The organism is uncultured Legionella sp., from assembly GCF_937871865.1.
Lineage (GTDB): Bacteria > Pseudomonadota > Gammaproteobacteria > Legionellales > Legionellaceae > Legionella.
Map to the genome: position 1 here is coordinate 1 of NZ_CALMPD010000161.1, position 6,924 is coordinate 6,924.

The window sequence follows — 6,924 nt, forward strand, 5'->3', positions numbered from 1 at the left end:
ACTGAAAAAATGAGACATCATACTGCCAACTCCTGTATAATTAACTGTGTCCAAAATCAAAATTGATTGCCGATAATATCAACTAATAATTTATTCGTCTATCCACTATCGATCCCAATTAAGCTTATTGTTTAACAAGTTAAAAAGAAAAAAATCACTATTGAAGCCTCGGCACAACCGGCATATTTTGCATTTTTATTCTATGGCCTTATAATCTGAAGCGCCCTCATAGAAAAAGGATTTAACATGATTTACCCCAATATCCTCACCACCATCGGACAAACTCCAATTGTAAAAATTAACCGCCTGGGGAGAGAGTTAAATTGTGAACTTTATGCCAAATGCGAATTTTTCAACCCTGGTGGTTCTGTAAAAGATCGTATTGGTTATGAAATGGTCGTCCAGGCAGAGCGCGAAGGCCGAATCAAACCAGGAAATACTCTTATTGAACCGACATCCGGAAACACAGGAATAGGGATTGCTCTGGCAGGCGCGGTCTTGGGCTATAAAGTAATTATCACCATGCCGGAAAAAATGAGTCAGGAAAAACAATCCGTACTTGAACTTCTTGGCGCAACCATCTACAGAACCCGCACTGAAGCTGCGTCACACGATCCTGACAGCCACATTTCTCTGGCCAAAGATCTCAACGCCCAAATACCTGATTCTTATATACTGGATCAGTATTCAAACCCCAATAATCCTAATGCCCATTATTATGGAACGGCACAGGAAATTATTGATGATTTTGGTTTGGATTTACATATGGTTGTTGCAGGAGTAGGAACTGGCGGTACGATAACAGGAATAGCGAAACGGTTGAAAGAATATAACCCGGCCATCAAAATCATTGGCGTTGATCCTGAAGGGTCAATCCTCGGTGGAGGCACTGAAATCAAACCCTATCAAGTTGAAGGTATAGGCTATGATTTCTTCCCAGATGTGTTGGATAATAATTTAATCGATGCTTATGTAAAAACAAATGATATCGATTCATTCCGTACAGCAAGACAATTAGTCCATGAAGAAGGTTTACTTGTTGGTGGTTCCAGTGGGGCAGCCATGTGGGCGGCCTTACAAGCAGCTAAATCATTAGCCAAGGGACAAAAGTGCCTGGTTATTTTGCCGGATTCAATACGCAACTATATGTCTAAATATGCCAACGATGAATGGATGAAGAAACAAGGTTTTTTATAATTGCTTCACTCTAACAGGCAGCTCCGGTGCGAGAGCTACCTGTTAAATCCTGTATCAGGCTACAGAAATGGCTGTTTGCAGCGCAGGTTTTTCAATATAATCCAATAAATTATCCGGATTGACCTGGTTGATACTAATCCATTCAGCCAGTGTACCTGCCAATTCTTCAATGACATACCTTGAGTTATTCATGTCTTTGACAGGCAGCAACTTGCCATCCGGATCAGTTAATTTAGAGAAAAACAATTTTGTATCTGGAATAATGGTACTCTTCTCTGGTAGAAACTTTATGTATAAAGTTATTAAGCTTTCGGTAGACAACTCATCAATCTTAACCATATTTAAAAAGTTTTGTCGCCACTGATTATAGGTTCTTAAAAGCTGTTTATTGTCCTCAGCTATCAACTCAATATATTCAGCAACTGTACCTGTATTTTGCCCTATGTTAACGACCGGCTCAGGTGCTTTTACTGCTAATTGTCCAACATAAACATAATCCCCTTCATTCTTGACACGAGGAAAATATTTACCATCATTAACCTGTAAAACCAGTTCAATTTTCGCTGTTTGAGGCACACTGCTGGTATAGACCTCGCGAAGCCGTAAGTCTTTTCCGCGCTCCGTAAAAGATAAAGTAATGGTGACGCCCAAGACCTGAGAGAGAGCCCGAAGTACGCTAGCGGGTAATTCGGTTCCTGGCTGGCGAAGAAGCATTTTTTCAGTTTTTGCATCCAGTCCATCGAAAACTTCCCGGTATTTCAACGGCTGAGCGTATACTTCATCGATTGTAATTTGATGTAACACATAAGCCAAACAGTCAACAACTTCTGATTTACGTGCGCTATTGATTAATATCCCCATTCGCTCCATTGGTGTTAAATAAGCTTGATGAGAAATAAATTTCGGAAAATGGGTATAAAAACGTTCCAGAATTTTTTTTATACTTGCATCATTAACACGGGTTGCACTTTTGAAATGATCAATAAATGCTACAGCTACAGCTCGAAATTGCTGCCCACCAACTTTGATGAAGGTATGTTCTGATGTGGCCTGCTTACTCGTGTTTATCGCAGGAGCCCGATCAAAAAAACTATTTCCTGCCATTGTGCTCTCCACCCCGAAGATATAGTTCCATTTTAATGAATCAAGATTAAGGAAATATTAACAGCCTTTTTACAGTTTAATGCGGCTTTTGTCACTACTGCGAAAGAATTTAAAGCATAGTGCTACTAATTGAAGATCTTTATGCAAAGCCACTCAGCGATTATGGCTACCGCAACAAAACGGAGCTCGCAATCCATTAACCCTTGAAGGGTCAAGCTCTGATGGCTCACTCATCGAAACATCATATACATCTTGAGTAATGTATAAACACATGATATATCACTTTACAATGGAAGATTAATCTAACGCATAGCATAACCAATCCACGCCCAAAAAGGCGTTATTGATTGAAACAAAAATATTGTTGTTCAATGACATAAAAATTTATCGTGTATGTGTGTAAGGAGTACGCCATGCTTACAATTTATCATATTAGGCTGCTTATTGATAAATGCAGGGAAATTGGTCATATTGACTCCTTAAAAGATGGTCGTGTGGTTATTCCCCATTTAGAAATTGATTTAGTTCCATCTGGAGAATTTATTGGCGTCCAAGATAATCCAGCCATTTTTGTAAACTCAATGACATTCAAACGACTAAGCCGGTTTCATGCTAATTGGGTCGAAAATAAAACTCTGGTATTTCAAAAATCGTTTTTACAAAAAGACCCTATTGATATTATCGGGGCGGTAATTCACGAAACAGGACATGCATTTAATGTCGCAGCAAATATTCCTAATACTGAAGCGAATGCGTACATCTATGAAATAGAAGTGTTATACAAGCTGTTCATAACAAAAAGCCAGTTACTTTTTAACTGCTCCTTTGAGGACATTCAGGCTTATTTCCAGCGCCGCCTGACTTATTATGAGAAGGATAGCAGCCATAATCCAGAGCTTCGTACATTGATAGCAGAAATTACTACAAAATTTGACTTACAAAAGGACAAACAACCCAAACCAGAGTTATTGGCAACGCGGAAAAGTTATTTCTTTTTCCAAGATGCGGAACCCAATAATCCACCGGAAAAAAATACTGATGCCCCCCCCGATGAAACTATGCCTGACGACAATCCCATAAGCCCGCGCTAAATGAAAAAACTCTAAGTAGCCGTGAGATTGGTCTGTAGGAACGCTGTATATTTGAACTTGTTGGCGCAGCAATGCGTCAACTCACATAAAAAACTGATAATTTCGGCACTATACTTTGCCGTTCCCAAAGTAAATTTATAATTATAGAATGAAGAGTAACAATAACATCTCAATAACCTGAGACATTGTTGTCTCTTCTGTCACAACTTATTGAGAGTGTTACGAATAAAAAATATATAACTCCATGAATTAATAGAAATATTTTATATTTGAGATATAGTAAAGAAAATTCACTCAGAACCTGTTAAAGATAAAGATGGAAAGAAAAAGGAGATCGCATGGAACGTTATCAAGATGATGATATAGTTCGCGTCAAAGAACTTCTGCGCCATACCGGTGAATTTATTGCCTATTTTGAGCTTGCCGAAACCAAGATGATGGAGTGGCGAGAAGAAATTGAACAGCAAAATGCGCGCATCCTTCACTCAACCAAAAATATTCAAAATGAATTAGCCTCCTTCAATGAGCTGTTATCACAAGCAGGAACAACCCGTTTTCGCATGCTCGCAGAAAAGGCTTTGGAACAAGGAAAAGACAACCTGAGCACTTTGGACAAAAAGTGCCACTTGTTTGCTGAAAGTATCCATCAGCACCAGGAACAACTAGAAAACCTGACAGAACAGTGTATTGAACGAATTGAACACCATTCTGCAAAAGTGACTCAGGCCATTGTCGGCCAATTGTCCAAGTATGATGTGCATCAATTCCATCGCATAGCAAGTGAAAGTTGTGACCATGTGGAGCGAGTCGCCCATGATGCAGTGAACAAAAGCAATAAATTGCTGAATTTGTTTCAATTAAAACTTGGGCTTTTTGCAGTATTGACGACGATGCTTACCGCATTTGTGATTGTACTTTATCTTAGCGATGAATTGCCTTGGGAAATGCATCATCAAGCAATGAATGAACGACAAGCAGGAAAAGTGTTACTTCAGGCATGGCCCAATTTAACACAGGAAGAAAAAGAAAAAATATTGAATGATGACGGATTAAAACATGGCTAATAATTTAGCCAACCCCATCTATTTAATGTGCGGTTTATTTTTAATAGCCCTTATTGTTTATTCTATTAAGAAAAGAAGGAAACAAACCAGAATAGAGCAATGGAAAAAATCATTAAATCTCACCAGTCATATCCAGGTATTTCAGCACTTATATAATGGTGTGGATGGGTTTGCAGTATCCCGTGTAGCCAGGCAGAAAAAGGATGCAATTGAATTGACCTATGGTGAAATTGAATTTATCCCATTTATTGCTCTTTTATCGTTGGTAAACCCAGACAAGGACACCGTATTTTATGATCTGGGCTGTGGCACAGGCAAAGCAGTACTTGCTTGCTCCATGGTTTATCCCATACAAAAAAGCATCGGCATAGAATTACTCCCGGAATTATATTCGATTGCCCAACAACAGACTGAGAAATTGGCAACGTATCAAGATTATATACTGCAAGCAAAGAAGATAGTGATACTCCTAGATGATATTTTAGAAGCAGATTTAAATGAGGCAACGCTAATCTTTGTAAATTCAACCACCTTTTTGGGGGAAATTTGGCAAAAATTATATGTACGCCTCAAAACACTACCTAAACTGAAAACGGTGATAACTACCAGTAAGGCCTTACCAGATGAGGACTTTACGGTGATAAACTCAACTAAACTGCAAATGAGCTGGGGCGTAGTTCCTGCCTTTATCCATTCTCGAAAAACAAATTGTCACTAACTGGCTTGAAAACATTGAATAATTTTTTACCCCGTCTATACTTATAAAACAAAGGAATATTGTCAGCACCTGATGTGTCCTGGTGACAGACTTTAGCACACGCGACAAAACGAGGTGGGTATGATTAAATCGGAACTCATTGAACACATCGCTGCTCGAATGACGCATCTTACTGAAAAGCAAGTAGCCGATGGAATTAACCGGATTTTGGAATTAATGAGCGACGCGCTCATTAATAATCAGAGAATTGAGATTCGTGGATTTGGCAGTTTTTCGCTGCATTATAGGCCACCACGAAATGCCCATAATCCGAAAACAGGGGAAAAAGTAGTGACTGAAGCCAAATACAGTCCTCACTTTAAACCAGGTAAGGAATTACGTGAGCGGGTTGATGCATCAAGAGCCACTTGCCCCTTGCCGAAAGAAGAATAAAGGTAATATAAAGCCGCTTCTTAAGCTATATCATAGTTAAATAACTTGTATCCATTCAGGTAAAGACTATTAACTTAAGGAGCGTTGTGCCACAAACTACCTCTCGTTACCATAAATTAAGGATTTTGGCCGTCATCCTGAGGATGCTGGCGACGAAGGGTCCCCTGGATAGCAGGAGATCCTTCGCAATGCTCAGGATGACGTACTTTCTTAACTAAATTCAGGGCAAAATCCAATCAACAGCCTAATAATATCAAGTGCGTGGCAGAGTGACGCCGGTTTGCCCCTGATATTTACCACCACGATCACGATAAGATACCGCGCACACTTCGTTTGCTTCTAAGAACAACATTTGGGCAACACCTTCATTAGCATAAATTTTAGCAGGTAAGGTAGTAGTATTTGAAAACTCCAGGGTAACATGCCCTTCCCATTCGGGTTCAAGTGGAGTCACATTGACGATGATACCGCAACGAGCGTAAGTAGATTTACCCAGGCAAATGGTCAAAACATTACGAGGAATACGAAAATATTCCACGGTACGGGCCAAAGCAAATGAATTCGGAGGAATAATACAAACATCTGATTGAACATCAACAAAACTGTTTTCATCAAATGCTTTAGGATCAACTACAGCCGAATTAATGTTAGTAAAAATTTTAAACTCATTGGAACATCGAACGTCGTAACCATAGCTTGATACTCCATAAGAAATAATCCGTCCGCCTTCATTTTCTCTCACCTGTCCGGATTGGAATGGAGAAATCATTCCATGCTCACGAGCCATTTTCTCAATCCAAGTATCTGATTTTATCGACACAGTAAACCTCATTGCTTCTAAAAATATAGAGTTCTATCATAAAAACTGTGCAAACGAAAGTTTGTACAGTTAAAAAGTACGGTATCAAACCATCCATCCCTTTATTTCGCTCTCAAAGTCATGAATCAACAAGCAGTATAATCCCTCGTTTTCAATACAATGCAGAGAAAAACAATTATATATGTCCTGATAATTTTGAATTAAAAACAGAAGCATCTCGCTTGAGATTGCAAATTGCTCGTAAAAAGCATAATAAAGCCCGAAAACCATTCTGGGTTCTCTGCCGTTTAAACTTTTGGAGATGATTTTTTCCTGTGTTATTCTGAATGGCAACGCAGTTCCTATGCAAAGTAGTCTTAATGAAAAACAACCTTTATTTATAGCGGACACTGATTAGTTGTGTGGACATTTAATCGTGTCCCAAGCAATGAAGGCCATGATTACTGGAAGCAACACCAATACACTGATTGAAGGTATTTCGGTGGACCCTGAATTGGC

7 protein-coding genes are annotated in these 6,924 nt (G+C 39.2%); 5 read left to right on the forward strand and 2 right to left on the reverse strand.

The genetic code is table 11. From position 1 onward, the window contains the following. The first annotated feature begins 246 nt into the window (after nucleotides 1-246). The gene (locus tag Q0495_RS09000; protein WP_298625160.1) at nucleotides 247-1,197 is read left to right on the forward strand and encodes a pyridoxal-phosphate dependent enzyme; all 951 of its coding nucleotides are present in this window, start codon (nucleotides 247-249) and stop codon (nucleotides 1,195-1,197) included. Nucleotides 1,198-1,251: 54 nt separating this feature from the next. On the opposite strand, the gene Q0495_RS09005 is transcribed toward Q0495_RS09000, so the two are convergent. Continuing rightward, on the reverse strand, nucleotides 1,252-2,301 hold the full coding sequence (locus Q0495_RS09005) for a hypothetical protein (protein WP_298625163.1): 1,050 nt from the start codon (nucleotides 2,299-2,301) through the stop codon (nucleotides 1,252-1,254). 413 nt (nucleotides 2,302-2,714) lie between these two features. Between Q0495_RS09005 and Q0495_RS09010 the strand changes: the two genes are divergently transcribed. From Q0495_RS09010 to Q0495_RS09025, 4 genes are all read left to right on the forward strand, one after another. Beyond that, entirely contained in the window at nucleotides 2,715-3,392 is a 678-nt protein-coding gene (locus Q0495_RS09010) for a hypothetical protein (RefSeq protein WP_298625165.1), read from the forward strand. 338 nt (nucleotides 3,393-3,730) lie between these two features. Further along, the gene (locus Q0495_RS09015) at nucleotides 3,731-4,456 is read left to right on the forward strand and encodes a hypothetical protein (RefSeq protein WP_298625167.1); all 726 of its coding nucleotides are present in this window, start codon (nucleotides 3,731-3,733) and stop codon (nucleotides 4,454-4,456) included. Then, nucleotides 4,449-5,174 (forward strand): hypothetical protein, encoded by a 726-nt coding sequence (locus Q0495_RS09020; protein ID WP_298625169.1) that lies wholly within the window; start codon nucleotides 4,449-4,451, stop codon nucleotides 5,172-5,174. Before Q0495_RS09015 ends, Q0495_RS09020 begins: the two co-directional genes overlap by 8 nt. 120 nt (nucleotides 5,175-5,294) lie before the next feature. Beyond that, nucleotides 5,295-5,606, forward strand: coding sequence for an integration host factor subunit beta (locus Q0495_RS09025; RefSeq protein WP_298625171.1), 312 nt, complete (start codon nucleotides 5,295-5,297; stop codon nucleotides 5,604-5,606). A gap of 253 nt (nucleotides 5,607-5,859) precedes the next feature. On the opposite strand, the gene dcd is transcribed toward Q0495_RS09025, so the two are convergent. Next, the gene (gene dcd / locus Q0495_RS09030; RefSeq protein ID WP_298625173.1) at nucleotides 5,860-6,426 is read right to left on the reverse strand and encodes a dCTP deaminase; all 567 of its coding nucleotides are present in this window, start codon (nucleotides 6,424-6,426) and stop codon (nucleotides 5,860-5,862) included. Nucleotides 6,427-6,924 lie beyond the last annotated feature (498 nt).